This window comes from Chitinophagales bacterium (genome assembly GCA_019638515.1).
In the GTDB taxonomy this organism is placed as follows: domain Bacteria; phylum Bacteroidota; class Bacteroidia; order Chitinophagales; family LD1; genus UBA7692.
The window spans coordinates 87,056-112,230 of sequence record JAHBTS010000003.1 but is presented as its reverse complement, the minus strand read 5'-3'; the positions used below and the strand labels follow the sequence as shown (position 1 = coordinate 112,230).

Here is a 25,175-nt window from a genome sequence, read left to right as displayed (position 1 = left end):
CCAAGGAAATTAACTGTCGTCTTTCTTTGTTTTAATAAGAGATACCAGTTTCTGCCCTTGCACCAATATCTTCAATCGCTGGCGGCTCAGCGAAATGTGTTTTTGTTTTTTCTCGTTTTCATCAATGCCGTTTTTGTAAACGGAGAGTATGTGTTGGTACGATAAAACTCCGGTAATTTCTTTACCCGAAATTACGGGTAATAAATCTACATTTTCCTTTGCCATAGTAGATACGGCTGTTTTTAAAGTATCATCGGGATGCACACATAAATATTTTCGCTTTACCAATGCTCCTACTGTTTCGTTGGCGTGGTGGTGCCAACTAAATAAGGAGGTAGAACTTAGCAAACCCAGGTATGCACCACCGGTATCGGCAATAATAAAGTAGTTAGACTGCAATGCAGTTTCTTGTTCAAACCAGTTGCGCACTTCGCCAATTTTCATGGTGCTGCTAATTATTAAACCGCTGTCTGTTTCTATTTGTTTTACTTGGGTTTTTTCTAAAATATCGGGTTCGTAGGAGTAAGGTGTAACCACACCTCTGCGGGCAATTTTTTCGGTCATAATAGTGTTGTCCATTAAGAAATAAGAAACAAAATATGCCGAAGTACAAGTGGAAAGTAGTGGCAGCAAAGCATTTATTTGTCCGGTAGTTTCTAATGCAAAAACTATGGAAGTAAGAAAGGCGCGCGAGGCTCCGGCAAACATTGCCGACATGCCTACCAATGCCGATAAAGAAATGGAAATTCCTGCATCGGGAAACCACTGCATTCCTACATTGCCTACCAGCGCACCAATAGCACCGCCAATGGTAAGCAAAGGAGCTAAGGTGCCACCGGAAGTGCCGCTGCCCAACGAAATTGCCCAGGATGCAAATTTTAAAATGCACAGCGATAGCACCATTTGTATGGGCAAAGAACCCGAAAGAATATCGGTGATATTATTGTAGCCCACACCCAAAGTGCGAGGTTCAAAATAACCGATAATGCCTACTATAACTCCTCCCATAGCAGGCCACCAGGCCCAATGAATGGGGAGCTTTTCAAAGGTATCTTCTATGAAATATACAATCTTGGTGGCAGCAATAGAAAATAAGCCTATGGCAATACCCATGATGCCGTAAAAAAACAGTGCGTAGTTAGAAGCAGCAGGTAAAGCAGTATGTATGGGAAACACAACGCCTTCTTCAAAAAGCAAGTGGTGGCCGGCAGCTCCGGTAATACATGCCAGTGCCACCGGAATAAATGAGCGGGGCGAAAATTCAAACAGCAATAATTCTATGGCTAAAAATATGGCGGCAACAGGGCTCCCAAAAATGGCCGACATGCCTGCCGTAGCTCCCGATGCTAATAGAATTTTCCGTTCGTTGGGTGTAATTTGCAATAGCTGCCCAAAGGTAGAGCCCAATGCGCCTCCTGTGGCAATAATTGGCCCTTCGGCTCCAAAAGGACCGCCTGTGCCTATAGAAATAGCAGACGAAAGTGGTTTAAGAAAAGTAATGGAGGGTTTTATTTTACTCTCATTGGTTAGTATTTGTTCCATAGCTTCCGGAATACCGTGCCCGCGAATGGCTTTAGAGCCATACAGTGCCATCAGCCCCACCAGTAAGCCACCAATAGCGGGCACTATTATTACCCACCATCCGTAGTTATTATTTGCAGGGCTTGCTGCGGTTAGTGCAATGTTTCCATAGAAAGAAACATTGGTAATTAAATCAATCAGCTTCACTAAAAATTTAGCGATAAAGCTAATGCACACGGCAATAAAAATGGCGATGACAGAGAGTTTGAACAGTCTCTTTTTGTTGTACTTTTTTTGGGTGGAATTGCTGTTGTTGAAGGTGGCACTCAGGGAAGTTGCAATAGGTATTCCTTTGTTTAACATCATATTTTTTTATGAGTGTGCATAGCCGATGTAACAATGAATTTAAAAGCGTAAATACAACTTCAAAGAATATACTGCAACCGTATTGGTAAGTTGAACAAAAGAAAGCAAACCTATGGTTGGCTATTGTTCAACGTGGTAAGTAAAAGTATTTTGAATTTGCTTTACAGCACTTGTGCAACAAACGTACATAAAAAAAACTGTAGTGTATGAGGTTAGTAGCAGAAAGGAATGCCTAGCCGATACTATTATACAAAGCAAAATGAGGTATGTGCTACAATGTTTTGAGTAAATTTTTTCCGGTAATGGCGGAGGCTGTAAGCAGGCCTGCCGAAAGTGCTCCACCCACACCACAACTTACAATATCTTGTCCGGTTAGGTATAAGTTTTTTACAGGTAGTTTGGGACGTAAGAAGGTTTGGTTAAAGCGTTGCACATTATGGTCTATTCCATAAAGCTCTCCGGCTTGGTAGTTGGTAAAGTGAGCGGTGCTCAGCGGTGTAGAAAGTTCGTAGTAATCAATTTTATCGCGCAGTTGCGGTTCTTGTTCAAAGAGTTTTTCGAGAAGGCGCAGGCTTAGTTTTTCTTTTTTCTCTTTATAGTCGTTGTCGCGTTTCATCCATGGTTGGTGGCGCCATGCTTCGTACCATTCGTAAGGTGCAAGCGTAATAATTTCTATGGTAGAGCGCTCCGGAAATTCGTTTTCCCAAGCAGGGTCTTTTGCCGATGGAAAAGATACATAAGCAACAGGAATTTCGCTATCGGGGTTGGCAATGTAGTTCTTAATATTTTGGTCGTGATTATAGTTATCAGGAAAAATCCAATAGTTGGCTTTCCCCAAATTTAACGATGCTTTGGAATGGCGCAGCCCAATGTAAAGACACACATGCCCAACCGATGGTTTTAGTTGTGTTAATTGCTTTTCAAATCCGTGGCGGGTAGCAATTTCTTTGGGCAGTAAACTGCGGAATGTATTGTAAATTCCGGCATTGCTTACAATGGCAGGTGCAAAATATTCATTGCCATTTTCCATTCTTACACCTATAGCTTTGTTGTTTTCGATAATAATTTCTTGCACGCCTGCATTTACAAAAATTTGCCCATCGGTTTCGCAAATAGTAGGTGCAATGGTGTCGAAAATTTTTCCGGATCCGCCAACCGGGTAGCTGCCGCCACGCATGTAGTGTTTGGCTAAAACTGCGTGCATCATAAAACTGCTTTCAGCCGGTGGCAAGCCGTAGTCGCCAAATTGCCCGGTAAGTACTGCAATAAGTTTTGGGTTGTTGGTTATAGATTGCAATACATCTAAGGTTGTGCGATTCCACTTTAATGCCTTTTTGCGAAACCAATTGCTTAATAGAGGTTGTAGAAATTTGGGTAAGAGTTTCTCAATAAAATAATTCATTTGAGCACGTTGGGCATCGTAAATTGCCTGCACGTAGTTGTCTATAGCTTGTTGATCTTCGGGAGCAGGGAAGTAGCTTTTCATCTTGGTTTTAAAAGCTTCTTTTCCTTTCACAAATTCATATACTTCTTTGCCAAAAATCATTTTGTCATATACTTCACCCATGTCTTCCCATTGCAATTTCCCATTGCTCAGATGGTGAAAAAGTTTTGTCATTAGATTTTTGTTGTTCTGCATTTCGCCCACATAATGCACGCCCACATCCCAAGCGTAGCCTCTGCGCATGTAGGTATGCGTGAAACCTCCGGGTGTGTAGTGTTTTTCCAGTACTAATACACGCTTGCCTTCTTTTGCTAGGAGTGCGGCAGTGGCAATGCCACCCATGCCGGAGCCAATTACAATAGCATCGAATTTGCCGCTGGGTTTATGTGTAAGGTACGATTGTATGTGTTTAGATTTAAGCATACTTGTGTGTGTTTGGAAAGTAAGTAAAGCTATATTTTTTTTGAATGAATAAGAAAGTGGTGCAAGCACCGTAAACGGTACCTGTTTTTTATTGCAGCGCGCCATTTGGCTAACCACAGCTTTGGTATATCTTCGCCCGCATGAGCAATGTGAAAAATGACGCAGAGAAACTCTCTTTTGAAGACTTTAAAACAGAGGTTCTGAAAGATTACAGTATTGCATGCATCAGCAGAGAAATGAGCTTACTTGGGCGCAAAGAAGTGCTTACGGGAAAAGCTAAGTTCGGCATTTTTGGCGATGGAAAAGAAGTGGCACAAATAGCACTTGCCAAGAGTTTTAAAAAGGGGGATTGGCGCAGTGGCTATTACCGCGACCAAACTTGGATGCTGGCACTTGGCATAGTTTCGCCTCGGCAGTTTTTTGCACAGTTGTATGCGCATCCCGATGCTGCACACGATCCATTTAGTGCAGGCAGGCAAATGAATGCACATTTTGCAACACCATTTGTAGATGAAAAGGGCGAGTGGCTCAACCATACAGCGCAATACAATACTTCGGCAGATGCTTCGCCAACGGCAGGGCAAATGCCGCGCTCGCTGGGTATTGCCTTAGCTTCAAAAATGTATAGAAACAATCCGGAATTGCAACAAGGATTTGAATACTTTTCTGAAGGAGGAAACGAGATAAGTTTCGTTTCTATTGGCGATGCCAGCACCAGCGAAGGGCACTTTTGGGAAACCGTAAATGCAGCCGGTGTGCTGCAAGTACCTTTGGCCATAAATGTGTGGGACGATGGCTATGGTATTTCAGTTTCAAAGAAGTATCAAACTACTAAAGAGAGTATATCGGAAGTGCTGAGTGGCTTTGCAGCGAACGAGCAAGGCGAAGGTATAGATATATATGTGTGCGAAGGATGGAATTATCCAAAGTTAGTACAAACCTATTTGCAAGGCACAGCCACCATGCGCAAAACGCACCGCCCGGCTTTGTTTCACATCACAGAAGTTACGCAGCCGCAGGGGCATTCTACTTCAGGCTCGCACGAGCGTTACAAAAGTAAAGAACGTTTGGAGTGGGAAAAAGAATTTGATTGCATCTACCAAATGAAAACATGGATATTGGCAAATGGTATTGCAACCGAAGACGTGCTGCTGGATATTGAGTCGAAAGCAAAAGAAGAAGTAAGAGCGGCACAGAAAGCAGCATGGAATAGTTTTACAAGTTCAATAAAAGATGAAATAGAAGAAGCTATACAACTTATTGAAAATGCAGGTGCAGAAGTAGGAAATACCGAATTTGCAACATCGGTAATTAAAGCCTTGCAAAAAAGTGTAGATCCGGTAAGGAAAGATATACTGAAAGCTACCAAAAAAGTATTATGGAACGCTGCGGGCGAAGGTGGTTTTGCCTATAATAACTTAGCAGCATTTACAAACAACCTGCAACATAGCTACCAACAAATATACAGCCGCAACCACCACAGCGAAACACCTTACAATGCACTAAAAGTAAAAGAGGTAAAACCCGAGTTTTCGGCTGCATCTAAAGTGCTGAATGGTTATGAAGTACTCAATACATTTTTTGAAGGAGTGTTTAACCGCTATAAGAATGTAGTTGCGTTTGGCGAAGATGTTGGAAAGATTGGCGATGTAAACCAAGGTTTTTCGGGTTTACAACAGCAGTTTGGCGAGCATAGAATTTTTGATACCGGCATTAGAGAACTTACAATTATGGGTCAAGCCATAGGGCTTTCTATGCGTGGCATTCGTCCAATAGCAGAAATACAGTACCTCGATTATTTGCTATATGGTTTGGAGCCGCTTAGCGATGATGTGGCATGTTTGCGCTACCGCACCAATGGTATTCAAAAAGCACCCGTCATTATTCGCACCCGCGGGCATCGCTTAGAAGGAATATGGCATACCGGTTCGCCAATGAGTATGATAATAAATGCACTGCGCGGAATGTATGTGTGTGTGCCGCGCAATATGGTGCAGGCTGCGGGAATGTATAATACTTTGCTCCAAAGCGATGAGCCTGCGCTGGTGGTAGAATGCTTAAATGGTTATAGATTGAAAGAAACAATGCCGGATAATCTAAGTTCGTTTACAGTGCCGTTGGGCGTGCCGGAAGTATTGCAAGAGGGCGAAGACATTACGCTGGTTACGTATGGAAGTTGTGTGCGTGTAGCGCAAGAAGCCATACAGCAATTGGAAGAGAGAGGAATTTCAGTAGAGCTGATAGATGTGCAAACACTATTACCGTTTGATATACATGGCAGTATTGTAAAGAGTATTGAAAAAACAAACAGAGTAGTGTTTTTAGATGAAGATGTTCCGGGAGGAGCGGCAGCATATATGTTTCAGCAGGTAATGGAAGAGCAGGGTGCTTTTCGTTGGTTAGATAGTAATCCTTGCACTATTACGGCAAAAGCACACCGTGCCGCTTATGGCAGCGATGGCGACTATTTTAGTAAGCCAAATGCCGAAGAGGTATTTGAGGTTATTTATGGTATAATGCACGAAACCGATCCTGCAAGTTTTCCAATGTGGTAAACCGTATGTGTGTTTATTTTTTGGTAAACACGGCTGCGTAAAAACCATCTAATCCGGTTTCTGCCGGAGAAAGGAAGTATTCCTTTTCTAAGCAAAATTGTGTGCCGTATTCGTTCAAAAATCGTTGGACTTGAAAGTTGTTTTCGCTAGGGAAAATACTGCAAGTAGCATACAGCATGGTGCCTCCCGATTTTAGCATGGTGTGGTATGTAGAAAGAATTTGCCATTGCAGATTTTGCAATTCCTGCATGCGCTGAGGCGATAGCTTAAACTTGCTGTCGGGTTTTCTGCGAAACACTCCTGATCCGCTGCACGGCACATCTAACAGTAGTTTGTCGGCTTTATTTTTAAGTTGGTTTAAGGTGGCTTGGTTGGCAACTAAAGTACTGATGTTTTTTGCTCCTGCACGCTGTGCCCTTCGGTTAAGTTCTTGCAGCTTTTTCTCGAAAACATCAAGTGCAAAGATGTGTCCTTCGTTTTTCATTTCGGCAGCCAGTTGGAGTGTTTTTCCACCTGCTCCTGCACATGCATCTATTACAATTTCTTTAGGTTTTACTTGCAGCAGCGGTGCAATTTTTTGTGAGTTGCCGTCTTGTATTTCTACCCATCCGCTTTTGTAAGCAATGGTGTTTTGGATATTCCTTTTATCGTTGAGTATCAAAAAATTATCGGAGGCAGTAAACGCAATTCCTTCTGCTTCGAGCTGTTTAGATGCGTTGGCTGCGGTAGCTTTTAACGTATTTATACGCAAGCAGGTTTTGGCGGTTGTGTGCATGGCTTGCATTTCTTGCTGCCAGTTTTTTTCGCCTAATTGGTCTATACCAAACTCATTTAACCAATCGGGAATAGAGTAGGTTATCTTATATGGCAAATCGGCACCGGGGGGGCTAAAAGTAAAATCCTTAAACTCGGCCCAATCGGGTATTTCTAGTCCTTGCAGTGTATAGCGTGCAGCCAGTAAATGAAAAGGATTGCTGCTATTGGCACAGTGCCGGAGTAATAGCTGATGGCGAATAATTTCATATATATTTTCTGCTATAAAATGGCGGTCGCGGGCGCCCCATTTTTTGTTAGATGCCAGCAAATTTTCTACTACTGTTTCGGCATGGTTTGCTTCTTCTGTAATTTGTGTAATTGCTTGTGCAACAGCATGTACGAGGTTGCGGTGAAGTTTCATTACAACGATTCTGTTTCGAGTGGCATTCTGCATTGCACACCGCTGGTTTTTTTCAGGCGGTTGATGGCATTGAAAATTTCGTATTGTTCGCCTAAAGCTTCTTTTACCCAGCTTGTCTTCATTTCGCCAAAGCTTTCAGATATTTTTTCGGCAAACGATTTTTCTTCGGGATAAACCTTCACTTTATAGTCTTTTAAACTGGCTTTTTTAGCTGCAAAGGCAATGGCGTTATCTAAGTTTCCAATTTCGTCTGCCAAATTTCTTTCGATAGCTTGTGTGCCTGTCCATACCCTGCCTTGGGCAATTTTTTCGATGGCAGCGGTATCGGTTTTTCTACCATCGGCAACTCTTTGGCGGAAGGTGGTGTAAACATGCTCTACTTCTTTTTGTATCACGGTGCTTTCAAAGGCATCTAAAGGTTTTAGGCCGCCTCCAAAATTGGCGTGTTTAGAAAGTGCAACTTCATCGGTGGTAACACCAATTTTTTCGTTCATCAATTTTTTAAAGTTTGGAATTAAACCAAATACACCAATAGAGCCTGTAATGGTATTGGGCTGTACAAAAATTCTATCGGCAGCACAAGAAATATAGTAGCCGCCAGATGCTGCAACATTGCCAAATGAAACCACAACGGGTTTATGTTCTTTTGCCAATGTAACTTCGCGCCAAATAAGGTCGCTGGCAACGGCACTGCCTCCGGGAGAATTTACGCGCATTACAATAGATTTTACTTTTTCGTCTTCACGCAGTTTACGCAATAATTTTGCTACACGGTCGCCTCCAATTTCATCTTCTTGTCCTTCGCCATCAACAATATTTCCTTCGAGCACTACTACTGCAATTTTATTGGCAGATTCGCTTTTATCTTCTTTATCTAATTTGCCTGCATACTTGTTTAACTCTACTAGTTCTACGTCCTTGGCGGCTTTTACTCCGGTTTTATCTTTTAGATGGTTTAGCAATTGGTCGTAATACAATGCTTCGTCTATTAAGCCTAGAGCTTTACATTCTTCGGCATTGGTGGCTTTTAGACTATCTAACATATTTTGAAAATTTTCGGCAGAAATTTTGCGTTGTTCGGTAATTCCTTTTACAAAATGGTTTTGCAAATCGCCTAAAATCATGGTGAGTTGTTCGCGGTTAGGTTCACTCATGTTTGTTCTAATAAATGGCTCTATAGCACTTTTAAAACTTCCTACATGAAACTCTTGCACTTCTATGCCGGCTTTATCGAAAGCATTCTTGAAATAAGTGATTTGCGTACCCATACCGCGCAGTTCCAAATAGCCGTTTTTATCTAAAAAAACTTTATCGGCAACACTTGCCAAGTAGTAGCTTTTTTGTGATGTAACCACTCCGTAGGCATATACAAATTTGCCCGATTTTTTAAAGTCTATCAATTGGTTTCTAATAGATTCTAGAGTAGCAAAGCCATTGGTATTTATGCCCATTGGCAAATATATTCCTGCAATGTTTTTATCGTTTTTGGCAAGCTCTATGGTTTTAAGCACATCCAATAAGCCGAGTGCAGATTTGGGTTTAAAGCTGCTAAAGTCTATATCTTGAAAAGGATTGTCGGTAGTTTGCTCAGGTATGCTGTAATTTAAATCGAGTTTTAGTACAGAGTTGGCGGGTACTTCAATTTGTTTTTTTCCTCCGGCTGCTGCTGCAATGCCTGCTAATACAAAAACCGAAATAATGGTGAATAGGAAAATGCCTACAATGGTGGCAAGTGTGAATTTTAAGAACTGTTTCATAAATTATGGATAGTTGCAAGGAAACGAATGACAATATTAAATATTTTTGAAGCGCATGAAGGTTTATTTACTACTTGGAACGAACATAGAGCCGCGTTTGGAGTTTTTAAGAAGTGCATTGGGTTTAATTCAGGCGCAGGTTGGTGCAATAGTGCAGCAATCGAAAGTATATGAAACGGCTGCGTGGGGTAAGGAAAACCAATCTGATTTTTTGAATTTGGCAATTGCGGTTGAAACAGATTTTGAACCAGCAACATTGCTGGCCAAGTTGAAGGCTATTGAGGGAATGGCGGGGCGGCAGCAACGCGAGGTGTGGGGTGAGCGCGAAATAGATATTGATATTTTACTGATGGAAGACAGCGTGTTCAAGTTGCCTACATTGGAGGTGCCGCACCCGCGCTTACACGAGCGTAACTTTGTATTGCAACCTTTGTTGGAAATTGCGCCAACTGTTCTTCACCCGGTATTGCAGCAAAGTATAGCAACGCTTGCTGCTGCTTGCAGTGATTTAAAAGAAGTGCGTGTTTTTGAGTTGTAGGCTATGTTTTGTTTAGTAACCGAACTGCTTGAGTAGTTTTTCGTTGCTGCGCCACTTATCGCGCACTTTTACACGTAATTCCAAGAATACTTTCTTGCCAATAAAACTTTCTATTTGCTCGCGGGCTTCTTTGCCAATTTTAGTAAGTGCTTCGCCACCTTTGCCAATTATGATTGGTTTTTGCGATTCGCGCTCAACATAAATGGCACAGCGGATGCGGTCTAGTTTTTCTTCTTCTTTATATTCTTCTATCACTACTTCGGTGCTGTAAGGAATTTCTTTATCGTAATTAAAGAATATTTTTTCGCGTACAATTTCTGCCACAAAGAAGCGCATGGGACGATTGGTAAATTCGTCTTTAGGATAAAATTCAGGTGATTCGTCTAACTCTGAAACTATCCACTGTTGCAATTCTTTTATGCCGAATTTTTTTTCGGTGGAGATGGGGAAAAATTTGGCTTCGGGTAAAAGCTGCTGCCACTTTTTTTGATGCGCAACCAGCTCGGTTTCGTTCATTAAATCAATTTTGTTGAATACCAGAATACATTTGTTTTTGAATGATTTGGCGGCTTCAACTAATGTTTGCTGCTCGCTGTTTTTTTGAAATTTATCGGTAACGAGCAGCAGCACATCGGCATCTTCTAATGCTTCGTTTACAAAGCCATTCATGTTTTCGTGCAACTTGTATGCAGGCTCGTTAATAAACCCAGGAGTATCGCTAAATACTATCTGAAAATCTTCGCCATTTACAAAGCCGAGCAGGCGGTGGCGTGTGGTTTGTGCTTTGGGTGAAATAATTGCCATACGCTCGCCCACAATGGCATTTAGGAGCGAACTTTTACCCACATTGGGCAATCCAATAATATTTACAAATCCGGCTTTGTGTTTGCTCACTATTTAACTTTTTATTGGTGTTTGAATTATTGCTTGCGCTGTGCTAATTTTTCTTTGTAAAACTCTTTTGAAGCCACATAAACGCTTTTGGTGAACACGGCATAAACGTTTTCTTGTTCATCTTCAAACTGTAAGGGAAAATCAAAAGTGTGCTCTCCTTTTTCTGCTACTATTTTTTTTATTTCATCAATAGTGTGGTCGGGTATTAAAAAACGACACTTTGCTTTGTGGGTAATTGGCCGCACAAATTTAACCGAAGCTGCTTTATCCCACACAATAAAATTTTTCCCTAAAATTTCCATGAGCAGCAGCATGTAGTAGGGATCTATGCTGCTATAAATACTGCCGCCAAAAACTGTTCCAACTCGGTTGCGTGTGCGCCAGTTGAGTGATAATTCTACATGTAGTTCTTGCCAGTTTCCGGCAATGAAAGTTACAGAACTTCCGGTGCTCCAAATGCAAGGCCATATATTGAAAGCTCTGCGAAACCAGCGCGATTTTTTTGATTCTGAAAGGTTGGTAGGATATAACTTTTTCATCGCTTTTTTTTGTAATCTGGAGGAATAACGCTGGATTTTGTTTTTCCACCTTTGGGAATGCCGGAAGGTGCAGGATTATCGCTGTAAGCGGGGCAATCTAATTTCCCGCTTTTGCAACTTTCGCCCCAAAATAGGAGCGATGTGAGTAAGAGTGTAAGGCAGATTCCGGTAATTTTTTTCATTGTAAATGCACGATATTTTTTATTGAAAGAAATAAATGCAGCTAATTATGCCCACATAAAGTCGTAACGGATACGGTTAATAAGCCACTGCCTTGTTTCTTTATTGTGTTGTAACCAAAATTCAACTTCGAGGGCGCGTGTAACCATGCGTTTTCCCTTTTCTAATTGCATGGATGTAAGCACTGCCAGCCGTTCGTATGCTGTTCCTGTTTCTTCCGTTATAGAAAGTTCCTCGGAGTGTACATCTTTTATTTTTGCTTTAATGAAAGTGTCGTGAAAGTCTTTCAATTGCAATACAAAATCTTCAAAATCGAATTGTAAGCCGTTTTGATCTTTAATATCTTCATCAAATAAATACTCCATTGGTACGGGTTCTTTTTCGATTAACAGCGAGAGTGCATCGTTTACCACAATGGCAACATCCATTTCGTGATTGGGGTAAAAATCTTCGTAGTTAAATTGTAGTTGCCAGCCTTTTAGCTTCATTTTTTCTACTTCGCGCGGAAATAGTTCTTCGGTAATAAAGCGGTATAGTTCTTCGGGTGCTACGGTAGGGTAGTGGTTTACAGAGATATTGTGTTTTTTGAGTGTGCTGAGTAGTAATTTCAGTTGTTTTTTTAGGTCCTTTTTACCTAGATCTTTTATGGGTGGAAAATCGGGTTCGCCAAGCATTTTATGTATGCTCATGGTTTCTGCTTGTGCATGTGCCCGTTGAATTTTTTGTATCTGCTTCAGGAATATATTTTCTACTTCGGGAGGCACAGGTGTGTCTGAAATGAATTCGCCTCCAAATTCTGCCATCATCTTGAGTTTTAAAAAATCATTTTCTTCACTCAATTTTTCAATGCTCTTCTCTTTTTTAGGTTTACGCTTCGCCATAATTATGCAAATTACAAAATACGCACAAAAGTACAATTCGTAAACAAAGGTTTTAGCATTAGTTTCGCATTCGATGGTTAAAAAGTTTTTTTCTAATCCGTTTGCAATTTTTTACATGGTATTTGTTTATACCATTGCATTTGCCGTTTGGTGGGCGTATTTGCTATATGCAAAAAACGAGGCTGCTTTTAGGGAGAAGCTGGAGTTAGATAGAATTCATTTTTATACGCTTGCCGGTAAGGATGCCGATTTTTCATCTACCGAAATTTATAGCCGCAGTTTTGAAAAGTATGAACGCCAAAAGTTGATGATACTTACAGAGGGCAGCGTGTTTGTGTTGCTGCTTTTTATTGGGTTGATGCAGGTGCGCAGGGTGTTTTCTAAAGAGATAGCTTTGGCTGCGTTGCAGCGAAATTTTTTGCTTTCAATTACGCATGAGCTAAAATCGCCCTTGGCGGCCATAAAGGCATCGCTGCAAACTTTCCAGCGAAAGGGGCTGGAAGAAGAAAAGCGCATGAGGCTTATAAACAACTCACTTTTGGATATTGAGCGATTAGAGAATTTGGTAGATAACATTCTTTTTGCCGCCAAGATAGAGCGCGAAGAACATGGCTTAACTAAGGAAATAACTAATGTGAGCGCCATTTGTGAGGGTGTGGTAAAGCACTTTTCAAACAATAAAAAGAGTGTTGTAGTGAAAGCCTCTATTGAATCTGATGTGCAATTGGAAACCGATAGAATAGGCTTTACTTCTGTGGTGATGAACCTTTTAGAGAATGCAATTAAATATTCGCCTAGCAACGCAGTTGTTTTTTTGCAATTGTATCAGCAAGGCGGCTTGGTAAAGTTGGCGGTGGCAGATAATGGCTATGGTATTCCACCGGAAGAAAAGCCAAAGGTGTTTCAAAAGTTTTACCGTATTGGCAATGAAGAAACCCGCAAAGCTAAGGGTACAGGATTGGGGCTTTACATTGTAAAGCGTTTTGTAGATGTATTTCGCGGAAGTATTGCCATTAAAGACAATACTCCGGCAGGTACAGTTTTTGAATTGGAATTTAAGCAGGCGTAGCTTGTTTATTCCAAATCTTTTCCGTGACAGGATTTAAATTTTTTACCACTACCGCAAGGGCAAGGGTCGTTTCTTCCTACTTTAGGACCTACGCGCACAGGTTCTGTTTTTTCGCGTGGTGGTGCTTGCTGTGGTGCTTGGTGTTGCTGTTGGGCTCCGGAGCTATCTTCAATTTCGCCTCTGCTTTCGCTCATGCGTTTGGCAAACTGCTGTGGTGCTTGCTGTGTAGCTTGTGCTTGTTGGCGGCTATCGGGCTGTGGCAATTGCCCTTTAAACAAGAACGAAGCAATTTCTCTGTTTACCTCGCTGAGCATATTTTGGAATAATTTGAAGGCTTCAATTTTATAGATTACCAATGGGTCTTTTTGCTCGTATCCGGCAGTTTGAACCTCTTGTTTAAGATCGTCCATGGCGCGGAGGTGGCGTTTCCAAGCATCGTCTATAAGTACCAATGTAATGGCGCGTTCAAAGGCAGCACGCAAGTTTGCTCCATTGGTTTCTATTACAGGTTGTAGCTCCACAAATACATTGATGCCATGAATGCCGTCTGAAAAAGGAATAACTACATTTTTAATTTGGTCGCCACGTTCGCGGTGAATATTTTGAAGAACGGGTAATGCTTCTTGCGAAAGCATATCCATTTTTCTATCATAAATGGTTACAATTTCATCAAACAGTTTTTCTGTTAGTGCTTCTGCATTTCCTTTTAATACTTCTTGTTCGGTAATGGAAGTGTCTAATGAAAAATAGCGGATAACATCTAACTTAAATTGTTCAAAGTTTCTGGATTGGATGGCGCTTTGCACAATTTCGTGTGCTAGATCTTCGAAACTATTGAGTACGTCTAATGTAAGACGGTCGCCAAACAAGGCGTGTCTTCTACGGGTGTAAATTACATCGCGTTGCTTGTTCATTACATCATCGTATTCCAATAGGCGTTTGCGTATGCCGAAGTTGTTTTCTTCTACTTTTTTCTGGGCGCGTTCGATGCTGTTTGTAATCATGCTGTGTTGCAGCACTTCGCCTTCTTTGTAGCCCATTCTATCCATAAGTTTAGAAATACGGTCGCTGCCAAAGAGGCGCATGAGATCGTCTTCTAAGGAAAGGTAAAATTGGGAGCTTCCCGGATCGCCTTGGCGTCCTGCACGACCGCGCAACTGCCTATCTACCCTGCGGGAATCGTGCCGCTCGGAGCCAATAATGGCAAGCCCTCCGGCATTTTTTACTATGTCTTTAATTTTAATATCGGTACCACGCCCTGCCATGTTGGTGGCAATGGTAACTGTACCCGGATTGCCGGCTTCGGCAACTATTTCGGCTTCGCGCTGGTGTTGCTTGGCGTTTAATACATTGTGTTTAACCTTGCGCAGGGTAAGCATACGCGATAGTAATTCACTTACTTCTACGTTGGTGGTACCAACAAGTATTGGGCGGCCTTCGCCAGTGAGTTTCACAATATCGTCAATAATGGCATTGTATTTTTCGCGTTTGGTTTTATATACCAAATCTTCTTTGTCTTGGCGGGTAATGGGTTTATTGGTTGGGATGGTAGATACTTCCAGTTTGTAGATATCCCAAAATTCGCCAGCTTCGGTTTCTGCAGTACCTGTCATTCCCGCGAGTTTGTGGTACATGCGGAAATAGTTTTGTAAGGTAATGGTAGCAAGTGTTTGCGATGCAGCTTCTACTTTTACGTTTTCTTTTGCTTCAATTGCTTGGTGTAACCCATCGGAGTAGCGTCTTCCGTCTAAAATACGTCCTGTATTTTCATCTACGATTTTTACTTTACCATCCATTACCACATAGTCTATATCGCGTTCAAAAAGCGAGTAGGCTTTTAGGAGTTGGTTTACACTGTGTATGCGTTCGCTTTTAATGGCGAAATCTTGCATCAATTTATCTTTGCGTTGCAGCTTTTCTTCTACGCCTAATAGTTGCTTTTCTATTTCGGCTATTTCTGCTCCCACATCGGGAATAATAAAGAAATTGGGGTCTTCGCCTGCTCCTGTAATGAGTTCTATACCTTTGTCTGTTAGTTCAACGGAGTTGTTTTTTTCATCTATAACGAAGTAGAGTTCTTTATCTACTTCGGGCATGTGTTTTTGTTGTTCTTGCAGGTAGTAATTTTCGGCATTGCGGAGTACTTGCTGCATTCCTGTTTCGCTCAAAAATTTAATGAGGGCAGAATTTTTGGGTAAGCCTCGGTAGGCGCGGTAGAGCGCCATGCCGCCTTCTCCTTCTTTATAGCTGTCTTTGCCATCTTTTATGAGGCGTTTGGCATCGCTTAGGTATTGAGTAATGGCTTTTCGTTGAGTTTCGAATAGGCGGCTGATGCGTGGTTTTAAATCGTAAAATTCTTTTTCATCTCCGCTATCTACTTGTCCGGAAATAATGAGTGGTGTTCTGGCATCATCAATCAATACAGAATCTACCTCATCTACCATGGCATAGTGGTGTTTGCGCTGTACCATTTCTTCGGGTGAGCGCACCATGTTGTCGCGGAGGTAATCGAAGCCAAATTCGTTGTTGGTACCATAAATAATATCGGCACGGTAGGCATTTTTGCGGGGTTCGCTGTGGGGTTGGTATTTATCTATGCAATCTACTTTTAGTCCTAAGAAATTGAATAGCGGTCCATTCCATTCACTATCTCTTCGTGCTAAGTAATCGTTTACGGTAACGATGTGTACGCCTTCGCCAGGTAGTGCATTTAGGTAAGCGGGTAGTGTGGCTACCAATGTTTTTCCTTCACCGGTTGCCATTTCTGAAATTTTTCCTTCGTGTAGTACCATACCGCCAATTAACTGTACATCGTAATGTACCATGTTCCATTTTACTTCGCTTCCAGCAGCTAACCAGGTGGTTTTATAGCGTACGGTAGTGCCTACAATTTCTATGTTAGAAGCATGGGCTGCTAAATCGCGGTCGAGTTCGGTGGCGGTTGAATCCACTACATCGTGATGCGCAAAACGAAACGAGGATTCTTTTACTACGGCAAATGCTTCGGGTAAAATTTCCTGTAAAACTTCTTCAATTTTTTGGTCGCGTTGCTTGCGCAACACATCTACTTGTTTATAGATGGCATCTTTTTCGTGTGCATTTTCCGAAGTTGCGGCTGTGTTATTGAGTTGTTCTATTTCGGAATCTACTTCGTGCAGATGCTCTTTAATACGTGTTTTAAACTCGTTTGTTTTATTGCGAAGTTGGTCGTTGCTCAACGATTTGAGTTTTTCGTATTCGGTGTTGATGGCGTTTACCATCGGCATCATTTGCTTTAATTCGCGCTCACTTTTGCTGCCAAAAAGTTTACCGAAAACCTTTTCTAAAAAATTTGCCATTGTATTTGCTAATAATGAATTCTAAACGGATTGCCTTTGTTTAAATTTTAAAGGCGCGCTAAGATAGGAGGAACTAGCCATGTTAACAACTATTCGAAATTTATAGCATTCAACTTTGTGAAAAATTGAGGGCTAGAGCATAGATAGTGGTTCTTTTTTAAGGGAAGAATAAGGCATATATTCAGGTATAGCTTGAAACATTGAGAATATTGGTTTACATTAGTTGCTACCAAAAACCCACAACTATGGAATGGCTGAAAGGCTTTTTCTACTTCACTAAGGCGCAGCTACGCGCAGTTGTATTATTGTGCATACTAATATTAGTGGTGCTCATACTTCCAAAAGTGTATTTACAGTATAGGCCAGTTGAGTTTGAAACAGGTGCGTTGGCTGCTGCTGTGGAAAAGTTCAGAGCAGATACTGTGCAATTTATGGCTGCCGAGAGTGCCAATATGCTTCCGTTTGAAGATAATTTTGAAAAGAAGGGTGGAAAAAACGAACCGCAGCTCTTTATGTTTAATCCAAATGAGATTGGTTACGAAGAATGGCTGCAATTGGGATTTAGCGAAAAGCAGGCTGCGGTGATTGAACGAATAAAGGCAAAAGGCTTTAAGTTTTACCGCGCAGAGGATTTGAAACGCATACATGTGATTGGTGAACATGGATATGAGCGGCTGAAAGCATTTGTAGAAATTCCAAACTACAAGAAGGCTCCCACACCATATTCTGCATCTGCTACTGCACCTCGGGAATTTATGCCTGTGCCATTGCTCGATATAAACACAGCCGACAGTATGGCAATAGATAAGTTGCCCGGTATTGGAGCATATTTTACACAAAAAATATTGAAATATAGAAGTGCATTGGGTGGTTTTGTAACCATAGAGCAACTAGCAGAAATTAGAAAATTACCGGATTCTACCTTTCAAAAAATTAGAGAGAAGATAACTGTGCTGCCAGCAGTTTCGGTAAGAAAAATAAGTGTTAATACACATCCGGCAGATTCTTTTGCCCGGCATCCTTATGTTTCGTATAAGCAAGCGCAAGTGATTGTGGCATATAGAACTACACACGGTGGCTTTGAAAGGTTAGAAGAGGTACAAAGGGCAGGGCTGTTTTCAGATAGTGTTTTTAATAAGTTAAAGCCGTATTTAAGTTTAGAATAAGCGGTGAAATTATATTTCTGTATTCTAAAAATGTTTGAGAGTTTTGAGGACACAAAGCGTTACAAACATGTTTTTTCGGTATAATTTTCTTTCGCTGGCTTGGGCAATATTAATTTTGGTGTTATCGTTTTTGCCGGGTAGAAATTTGCCTAATGTTCAAATTGTTGCCTTAGATAAATTAGTGCACTTTATATTTTACCTACTGTTGTTTGTATTCACAATGTACGGTTGGCGGAGGCAATTGCAAATAACGCTGCTTAGGAAGGTGCCAATTGCTTTGGTATGGTTGGCTTGTATATTATTTGGTATAGCAATAGAAGTATGCCAAGAGGTATTTACTGCCGATCGCCATTTCGATTGGTTAGATATTATGGCCAACAGCATGGGTGCTTTAGCTGGTGGTATGGCATGGTATTATTTACTACAAGAAAAGTTTTTGCCAGGGGGCAAATAAGAAGTATTACAAGATTGCTTTTACAATGTATAGTAGCCATTATATATGGCTGGTGCTATGTTTTTTTTGAGTTGTATTGAAACAAAAAATAATGATTTGCCGTAATACCCACAAAAAACTTAAACAATTATGAAAACAATGATTAAAAACGCATTTGTGATTGCCCTAGCTACATCGGGTATCATGATGATGAACTCCTGCAAAAAGGAAGTAGAAACCCTGCCCAAAGCAGAAAAAGAAAAACAATTTAGCGCTACACTGCCAGCCAGCAACAACCAACGGATTGTATTGGGCATGAAGATGCAAAATTTGGTAATGTCGCTATTGGGAACTAAAGATAAGGCCAATTTGCGAATATCGAGTGAAGTATTTGATTTCCCAGATTGTGCAGTTGTAGTTAAAGACACGGTGTCGTATCCGCGTACAGCCTCAGTAAACCTCAATACAGTTGCTTGCCAAGACACTACCGACAAGGTATATACCGGTACTATAGATGTAACTTTTTGGGGTGATGATTTTAAAACAGCTGGCGAATATGCTATCGCTACATTTCATAATGTAACGATAGATGGAAAGATAGTGGATGGAACTATGCGCATGGAATACAGTGGATTGAATGGTAGTGGGAATCATTATGGTGTAGTTAATTTCAATGTAACAACTAGTAGTAAATATCAGAAAGTGGAGATGAATGGTGTTACCGATTTATTGATCGAAAGTATTTCACCAGATGAAAGCCGCTTGCTTAGTGTTACAGGAACAGGATCAGGAATAGATAATGATGGCTTTTCCTATACGCAAACCATTACCAGTCCACTAATTCTTTCAGATTGCGATTTCTTTGTGGAGGGTATTTTAAAACTGGAAAGCCCGTATTTTGTTACCAAGTTTGTAGATTACGGAGATGGTACTTGCGATAGCGATGCCGAAGTGATACAAGGCGGAAGTCGTACTACAGTTACCTTAGATGAATAATTAAAGCAGTAGCAAGATATTTTAAAGCGGGTTGCATGCAATCCGCTTTTTTTATTTGGCACAGTAAGTTAGCTTTGTACAGTATCCAACCATACTTTTTAGCAATGAAAAATATACCTATTCATAAAGTAGTTAAGTGTGAAAATCAACGCCAATCACTATTAGAAATCGGTTATTGTATTGGTGGCAATATTGGTGTTGAAAATGTAAAGCGTTTGCGCGAATTGTATGCTGCACTTCACAATTTTGGAGGAAATGAAGGTGGAGGAATGTTTTATAGTTTATATTCCGATGATTTAGCTTACCGCCAGAAAGTACACAATGAGATATATGAAATATTAAAGCCGGTGTACGACAATTTGCTTGTTGATTACAAGACTGTAATCAATTCTTTTATTGTAAAGAAACAGGGTAAGGGAAGCGATTTTACATTGCACCAAGATTCTACAGGTTTAGACGAAACAGTTTATTCGCCTTTGAGTCTTTGGACTCCTTTGCAGGATACAGATTTGAATAATGGTACTTTATGTGTAATACCTAAGAGCCATCGCATGTTTCATTTTTTGCGGGGCATTTCTTTTGCTGCACCTTTTGCTGCTTACCAAGAGGTTCTTTTCCGATACCTGCAACCAATAAATCTTAAAGCCGGAGATATATTGATGTTTGATAACCGCCTAGTACACTATTCGCACACCAACGAAAGTACGCAAGAAAGAATAGTTGTAATGAGCGGTATTTTTCCGCAGGAGGCTGAAATATGGTCGGTTTACAAAGATGAAAGCATTGCCAATAGTGCGTATGAAATTTATAGCCAAACAGATGATTTTTTAATAACCAATACGGCTTTCTACAAAAATTGCACAGAGCGTCCTTATCGCGGAGAACTTATTAAAACCATCGAAACACCTCTAGAAGCCGTAACTGTATATGACTTTATGAGTATGGCGGCAGCTAATGGTGTGCAGGCTACCAATGTGCCCGTTTTAATGCAGCCGCTGCACGAAATGAATATCATTTCTGAGCCGGTGTAGCCAAAGCAACTTTACTACAACCAAAAGCTATTTTGGTATCGAAGATGTGCGGTAGAGTCGTTAAACCAATACTGACCTTTGTTCAAGCCTTTTATTTCTATACGGTATTTTTTCTGATTCGCCATTCCTTCTTTAAACTTGAAGACTGTATCAATGGTGGTTTCATTGTAAATAGGAGTGTAACCAATTACACCAGGTAGCCGTTGGTTATTAAACACACCTAACATTGCCTCATCATGTACAGCTTTTTTATTAAGGTAGATTTTTCCGGTAGCTGCCAATTTGTTGTTGGAGGTGTAGGCACTAATGACAATAATGTTTTCAGGTCCTTCTGAAATATTATGCGGCATAACATTGTTTTGCCAAATCACTTTAACTCCGGCTGGGGTAACAGCAATATCTTTTGGTGTGAAAAACTTTGCAAGAAGGTTGGCGAAAGTGCTGTCCGGTGAACTGAACCTATTGTAGATATAATGTGTTGGTTTTCCATTTTTATCGTATTGCTGGTGGCAACTGAGGCAACTTACTTCATTACTTACATTGCCAAAGTATGTTTTTGTATCAGATACCCAGTTGCTGAAGTGGCATGGTTTACAGCCATCGTTTGTTGCCAACTTTGCATTGAATTTTGGAGTACATCCTTTAGTACTTTCAGATGTAGAAGATGTTTTTAATACATTTTTTCCATCGTAGTGGCAGGTCATGCAGTCTACTCCTGTACTGAAAGACTTTTTGTCTTTACGTGCAATAGGCAGTTTGCCGGTATATGGTTTTCCATTTTCTTTAAACATGGTTTCAAACATATTGGAGGTGCTGTGGCAGGATAGACAAGCGGTTTCACTAATTTCATTTACATGATTTTTGTAAAAATCGCAGTCGTATTGTTTGTTGTTAACATAGGCTTTGAGTTCTTCAACACCTTTATGGGATCTTGCATGCGGTCCTCGCATTTCGTTTTCATATTCACGTTGGTGGCAAGAGGCACATACCATTACTTGAGCCTGTCGGCTTAATGTATCGAAGCCTTTGGGTAGTGCACTTTTATGAGTGTCTTTGGGCGAAGAACTAAAGTAGCCACACCCTAAAATTCCTAAGCTAACTATTGTAAAGAGTAGGTACACTATCTTTTTCATATTACTTGGCTTGTTTCCAAATGTAGAGCAGCAATGATTCTGCCATGCGTAATATAGTACTTTTTTGATAAGGCTGCATTAGTGCCTTTTTAAAGGCTTCATCGTTGCTAAACAATTGGTGTTTTATCCATAGCTTATAGGGGCGACTATAACAGTAATTGAAAAGTACAAATGCCATTTTTGCTTTGAAGTTTCCATTGGTTTTGAAGGCTCTTCTAATAAGACCAGATAGGGAGTAAAATTTATCTACAAAATAATCGGTTCCTGCATGTATGGTTTCTTCAGATACACTATCTGGCAAATAGCTTAAATGGTTTCCATCGTAGTGCATGGGTTCTTTGGCAATATAGGATCCTTTCTTTTTGTAGTAGGTGTGTGCCCTAGTGCCGGGGTTATAGGTTAGGAAAGTAAGTTTTACATACATGATTCCTAAGTATTCAAAAAAATTGAGCGATTTTTTAAATGTGGCATTGGTGGTTCCTGCCATTCCCAATATGAAACCCGATGCAATTTGAATTCCGTAGCGTTGTACTTTTTCAATAATGCGCGTGTAGTTTTCTATGTGATTGGTATTCATTTTATGAATAGACTTTAGGGCTGTTTCGTCTATGGTTTCTAATCCGCAGTATATCATTTTACATCTGGCTGCGGCAAGTGCAGTTAAAATTTCTTCATCGTCTAAAAGTTCAATACACATTTCTGCCATGAATCCTATGGCATTTGAGGTTTCAATGATTTTACATACTTCAATTACATGCGATTTGTTTACTCCAAAGTTGTAATCAATGATATTGATGAAGTTGTTGCCTATTGCTTTAACTTCTGCCTGTATATTTTCTATTGGTTTGGTATGGTAGTGCTTTGCCTGCATAGTATGCACCATGCAAAAGGTACATACCTCGGTGCAGCCGCGCGTAGTTTCTAATGGTAAACCCATGAATTTGTTGTAACGATTGATGTTGCCTAAAAGGTTAAAATTTATGGCATCGTTATCAATTGAAACACCTTGATTGTTTCCTGTGTATCTGCGTTGCAGAGTATCTTTTTTAAAATCGGCTATAAGTTGAGGTGCAATGCTATGAAACAAACCTGTAACAATGGTATCTGCATTTTGTAAGCATTCTTCGGGCATTAAGGTAGGATACTCGCCTCCCCAAATAATCTTTGATTTTTGTGGTAGTTGCTTTATAGCATGGGTTAAGTTTTTGGCAATAAAATAGTTTTGAGCGCTTACTTTCATGCCAATAATGGCATACTTTTTTGCTTGTATTTGATGGAGTAAAGCTTGCTCTGTTTGTATATTTAAGTCGAAAATTTCAACTATTCCTAATGCTTTAATGTGTGAGGCTACTGTAAGTAAAGACAAGCTTATGGTACCTTTAGGAAAGGTAGGTAGATCTATTAAAAGGATACAGGTTTCATGCTTGTACATTCTCTCGAACACAGTTTTGGCGTGTAAGTATAGCTTAAATTGAAGTTTGACTTGCTTCAATTTCAAATACTCCACCGGCAGGCAAGTTTAAAATTTCGCTGTTAAATAAAAAGGTGTGTGTGGCTTTTACGTTTTGTATTGCTTGGGCTGAATTGCTCTTTGCTATTAGTTTATATTGATAGTGTATTTGCGGTGTTTGCGGAGCTTCAAAATGATATTCAATTTTATGATGGTTGTTTAAGTTTCCTATGTAAGTAGTTTGCGTAGTTCCCGTTTGCCTATCGGTAAGTTGGATGTATAAAAGTACAGGCACAGCAGTGGGTGCAGCAACAGTTATGGAGATTGGAAAAAAGGGCGCATTGTAGTTGGTAATTGCAGTAATGGAATCGTGTGTGTGCAATTGTGCACCATCGCGAAAGTATTGCTGCAGCGTGCCGCTGCCATCGAATTGGTATCGCTCATTTAAGAATTGTTTCCATAAAGAGGTATTGTGCCAGTTGAAAGTAAGAAGGTTGTTTTTTTCTAATACAATTTTGTTGCTGATGTGTTTATTGTTGGTTGCTGAAAACTGTTGGCTATTGGCTTGTGCAATAGTGGTGTTGAAATAGTTTTTATACCTCCATACGGGACTGAAATTGCTTTTAGAAGCCAATACAGCAGTGTTGTTGTTTATTAGATTTCTATTTGTATTTAGTGTTGCTGCACTAAGAATTTTTCCTGTATTGGTTTTAAAAAGTACACCTTCGTCTGCATCTATAAAGTGCCAGTTGTTATTAAAATATACTTCGTTAGCAATATGGTTTTTAAGATGAATTACTCTTGCTTTTAGACCACATTCGGTAGCGAGGTTATAGTATATTCCGGCTTTTTCACCGCATAAGAAGTAAGGAAAGGAATATAAGGAGCGCGGCTCTAAATGGTCGGGCAATTGGTGATTATATTCATAGGCATAGTGAAAGCCCGATGAAGCAATGATATCCCAAAGTAGTATGGCTTTAGCAGAGTCGTTTTGCGATTTTTGAGCAAGGTAAGCGCATACGCTATCTTGGAATCTATAATCGGGATAGCGGTTATTTTTAATCCAAATGCCTATGTTACCTTGCTTGCAGTTGTTTACAAAACTTATTGCGCAATTATCTGAAGTTGTTTTCTTGGTGGTTAAAAGAATGGTGGTGTCGGCACATAAATTGATTTTGCTTATAGTGTAGGAGTGGGCAGGCAGTGGCGTAAAAACAAGAAAGTATCCTGTTGCAAATACAAGTGTAATAGCAAGTGCGGATACAATTATTTTTATGGTGTTATTCATTGGGCTCGCTTAAAAAAGTAGTGCTGCCTTTGCCATCGGTGCATTTATTTACTGGTGGAATTTTAAGTTTAGCGGCAAGTTGTAAAAATGTATCGGGTTGCAAAGGTTCAATTGGCAGTTCTTTTTTCCATTCTAATTCTCCTTGTTTTGGGCGGTGTTTATCATTGTAGGCCTGTGTTATCAGCAGGTGATCGCTTGGGCAATTCCATGCTTCAATAGATGGAGTTTTGGAACTATTGTCGTAGTAATAGGCTCTAACTTTTGCTTCTTTATTGGAAACTCTAAACACGGCTGCTGCTCGCGTATCGGAACTTAAATTAGGGTTTGAAAAATGGAAGATTCTAGTATCGAATAAGAGTGCTTGTCCTTTGCTAACTTGAATCGGTAAAGCAAATGGAAACAAGTTGTCTGAAATGTTTTCTAGCAAGGATGGTATAGATGTGCATCTATGCCCATAATATAAATGATGCGATTTAGGCACCAGCCATACCGCTCCATTTCGAGTGTTTACATCCTGCAATGGAATCCATACATTTATTGATGAGTATAAATCTTCATCTACAGAAGCGTTGTCTTGGTGGAAAGGAACAAAGGTATTGTGCCCTGAGGTTTTAACTGCAAAATTGGCTATTTGAATCTGGTAGTTTTGAAACAAGTTGTCAAATGCCTTGTAAGCTATATTGCATAGCGTTTCGTGAACATACTTTTTGTATTTTACATTATTAGAAAACACGCCAAAGAATACACCACTTGTTTCTGCTGAAAAAGAATGGGTATGAGCAAAAAGCTCCGATATTTCTTTTAATGAAAACTGTGATGGTAAATCTATGAGGGCATAGCCATCGGTATAAATTTGATAAGCTAATGAAGACTGGGTAATAAAACTATGTACGGCAACTGGTTTAAATTGCGGTAGGGCAATCTCATTCTTCTTTTCGGAACGAAAGGTGGCAAGAAATTTTTTCCAATAATTCTGTAGCCTCATTTCACAAACAT

Annotated in this window: 20 protein-coding genes; 7 read left to right on the top strand and 13 right to left on the bottom strand. The window is 40.4% G+C overall.

The features are described 5' to 3' along the window. Positions 1-9: 9 nt before the first annotated feature. Both KF872_07115 and KF872_07110 read right to left on the bottom strand, forming a co-directional pair. Positions 10-1,887, bottom strand: coding sequence for a chloride channel protein (locus tag KF872_07115; protein ID MBX2903312.1), 1,878 nt, complete (start codon positions 1,885-1,887; stop codon positions 10-12). 271 nt (positions 1,888-2,158) lie between these two features. Beyond that, on the bottom strand, positions 2,159-3,754 hold the full coding sequence (locus KF872_07110) for an NAD(P)/FAD-dependent oxidoreductase (GenBank protein MBX2903311.1): 1,596 nt from the start codon (positions 3,752-3,754) through the stop codon (positions 2,159-2,161). 140 nt (positions 3,755-3,894) lie between these two features. Between KF872_07110 and KF872_07105 the strand changes: the two genes are divergently transcribed. Beyond that, positions 3,895-6,309 carry a transketolase gene (locus tag KF872_07105; protein MBX2903310.1) on the top strand — a complete coding sequence of 805 codons (2,415 nt, stop codon included), beginning with the start codon at positions 3,895-3,897 and terminating at the stop codon, positions 6,307-6,309. Positions 6,310-6,322: 13 nt separating this feature from the next. Here the strand turns inward: KF872_07105 and KF872_07100 are convergent, their stop codons facing one another. Further along, positions 6,323-7,486, bottom strand: coding sequence for an RsmB/NOP family class I SAM-dependent RNA methyltransferase (locus tag KF872_07100; GenBank protein MBX2903309.1), 1,164 nt, complete (start codon positions 7,484-7,486; stop codon positions 6,323-6,325). Beyond that, positions 7,486-9,243, bottom strand: coding sequence for a signal peptide peptidase SppA (gene sppA, locus KF872_07095; GenBank protein MBX2903308.1), 1,758 nt, complete (start codon positions 9,241-9,243; stop codon positions 7,486-7,488). The genes KF872_07100 and sppA overlap by 1 nt, the downstream gene beginning before the upstream one ends. Positions 9,244-9,298: 55 nt before the next feature. On the opposite strand from sppA, the gene folK reads away from it, so the two are divergent. Next, the gene (gene folK / locus KF872_07090) at positions 9,299-9,781 is read left to right on the top strand and encodes a 2-amino-4-hydroxy-6-hydroxymethyldihydropteridine diphosphokinase (GenBank protein ID MBX2903307.1); all 483 of its coding nucleotides are present in this window, start codon (positions 9,299-9,301) and stop codon (positions 9,779-9,781) included. A 12-nt stretch (positions 9,782-9,793) separates the two neighbouring features. On the opposite strand, the gene era is transcribed toward folK, so the two are convergent. Genes era through KF872_07070 form a run of 4 tightly spaced genes read right to left on the bottom strand, consistent with a single transcriptional unit; the run spans position 9,794 to position 12,275 of the window. Continuing rightward, a complete protein-coding gene (gene era / locus KF872_07085) occupies positions 9,794-10,675 on the bottom strand; it encodes a GTPase Era (GenBank protein MBX2903306.1) in 882 nt (293 codons plus the stop codon). Between the two features lie 26 nt (positions 10,676-10,701). After that, entirely contained in the window at positions 10,702-11,214 is a 513-nt protein-coding gene (locus KF872_07080) for a DUF4442 domain-containing protein (protein ID MBX2903305.1), read from the bottom strand. Next, complete coding sequence (locus KF872_07075; protein ID MBX2903304.1) at positions 11,211-11,396, bottom strand: hypothetical protein; 186 nt, start codon at positions 11,394-11,396, stop codon at positions 11,211-11,213. Before KF872_07075 ends, KF872_07080 begins: the two co-directional genes overlap by 4 nt. A 45-nt stretch (positions 11,397-11,441) precedes the next feature. Next, entirely contained in the window at positions 11,442-12,275 is an 834-nt protein-coding gene (locus tag KF872_07070) for a hypothetical protein (protein ID MBX2903303.1), read from the bottom strand. Between the two features lie 115 nt (positions 12,276-12,390). Between KF872_07070 and KF872_07065 the strand changes: the two genes are divergently transcribed. Beyond that, complete coding sequence (locus KF872_07065; GenBank protein MBX2903302.1) at positions 12,391-13,344, top strand: HAMP domain-containing histidine kinase; 954 nt, start codon at positions 12,391-12,393, stop codon at positions 13,342-13,344. A gap of 5 nt (positions 13,345-13,349) precedes the next feature. On the opposite strand, the gene secA is transcribed toward KF872_07065, so the two are convergent. Continuing rightward, positions 13,350-16,682: a preprotein translocase subunit SecA gene (gene secA, locus KF872_07060; protein MBX2903301.1), complete on the bottom strand. Its 3,333-nt coding sequence runs from the start codon at positions 16,680-16,682 to the stop codon at positions 13,350-13,352. 245 nt (positions 16,683-16,927) lie between these two features. Between secA and KF872_07055 the strand changes: the two genes are divergently transcribed. From KF872_07055 to KF872_07040, 4 genes are all read left to right on the top strand, one after another. Continuing rightward, positions 16,928-17,848, top strand: a complete 921-nt coding sequence (locus tag KF872_07055) for a helix-hairpin-helix domain-containing protein (GenBank protein ID MBX2903300.1) — start codon at positions 16,928-16,930, stop codon at positions 17,846-17,848. 67 nt (positions 17,849-17,915) lie between these two features. After that, positions 17,916-18,302, top strand: a complete 387-nt coding sequence (locus KF872_07050) for a VanZ family protein (GenBank protein ID MBX2903299.1) — start codon at positions 17,916-17,918, stop codon at positions 18,300-18,302. Between the two features lie 129 nt (positions 18,303-18,431). Next, positions 18,432-19,277 (top strand): hypothetical protein, encoded by an 846-nt coding sequence (locus KF872_07045; GenBank protein MBX2903298.1) that lies wholly within the window; start codon positions 18,432-18,434, stop codon positions 19,275-19,277. Positions 19,278-19,381: 104 nt separating this feature from the next. Next, complete coding sequence (locus KF872_07040) at positions 19,382-20,308, top strand: phytanoyl-CoA dioxygenase family protein (GenBank protein MBX2903297.1); 927 nt, start codon at positions 19,382-19,384, stop codon at positions 20,306-20,308. 14 nt (positions 20,309-20,322) lie between these two features. Here KF872_07040 and KF872_07035 read toward each other — a convergent pair whose 3' ends face one another. From KF872_07035 to KF872_07020, 4 genes are read right to left on the bottom strand one after another with little or no spacing between them, the layout of a single operon-like run. After that, positions 20,323-21,441: a hypothetical protein gene (locus tag KF872_07035; GenBank protein ID MBX2903296.1), complete on the bottom strand. Its 1,119-nt coding sequence runs from the start codon at positions 21,439-21,441 to the stop codon at positions 20,323-20,325. A gap of 1 nt (position 21,442) precedes the next feature. Beyond that, positions 21,443-22,873 carry a radical SAM protein gene (locus KF872_07030; protein ID MBX2903295.1) on the bottom strand — a complete coding sequence of 477 codons (1,431 nt, stop codon included), beginning with the start codon at positions 22,871-22,873 and terminating at the stop codon, positions 21,443-21,445. Between the two features lie 34 nt (positions 22,874-22,907). Further along, complete coding sequence (locus KF872_07025; protein ID MBX2903294.1) at positions 22,908-24,179, bottom strand: hypothetical protein; 1,272 nt, start codon at positions 24,177-24,179, stop codon at positions 22,908-22,910. Continuing rightward, entirely contained in the window at positions 24,172-25,164 is a 993-nt protein-coding gene (locus KF872_07020; protein ID MBX2903293.1) for a phytanoyl-CoA dioxygenase family protein, read from the bottom strand. Before KF872_07020 ends, KF872_07025 begins: the two co-directional genes overlap by 8 nt. Between the last annotated feature and the right edge of the window lie 11 nt (positions 25,165-25,175).